A 712-nucleotide genomic window follows, 5' to 3' on the forward strand; every position below is an offset into this window, starting at 1 on the left:
CTCGCAAGACGGTACGAAGCTCGAAGGACGGCTACGCGGCGAAAGTGACGAACTACTTGTATGATCGCCAGTATGTTATTCTGGAGACAGACGGGGCTGGTGCAGTCCAAGCCCGCTATGTGCGCGGCATCAACTACATCGCCCGCATCGACGCGGCGGACAAGCTCTCCTACTACCTGTTCAACGGTCATGGTGATGTGGTACAAACTGTATCTGAAAGCGGAGAAGTGGAGAACCAGTACGACTACGATATTTTCGGCAACCCCACATTAACGGTTGAGGCATACGCAAGCTCGATCCGCTACGCGGGTGAATTCTTCGATGCGGAAGTCGGCTTGTACTACCTGAGAGCGCGGTACTACGATCCGTACATCGGGCGGTTTATCTCGGCGGACAGCTATTGGGGCGAGGACTCGAACCCGTTAAGCTTGAACTTGTATACGTATGCGAATAACAATCCGATTATGTATGTGGATCCGACGGGACATTCGTCTCAGGAAATACAAAACATCATTAAGCAAATTGATAAGGAAAAAGAAAGATGGCAGAAAGAGGAGCAAGGAGCAGGTAAAAACAGTGATAAATGGACGCTAACGCAGATCAATGCAAATTATAGGGCGAACGAGCTGCGGAAAGTACTAGCCCAACTAGAGAAAGGCAATTCACAGGTAGCCAAACTTGTTGATGCCAAAGGGAACGAGGAAGCGGGCAC

At 50.3% G+C, this 712-nt stretch carries 1 protein-coding gene; it reads left to right on the forward strand.

Annotated features, from left to right (window positions below; genetic code table 11):
- On the forward strand, window positions 1-712 hold a 712-nt coding region (locus AC6RNO_RS36725; RefSeq protein WP_497108442.1), incomplete at both ends, for an RHS repeat-associated core domain-containing protein.

This window comes from Paenibacillus sp. sgz302190 (genome assembly GCF_059820445.1).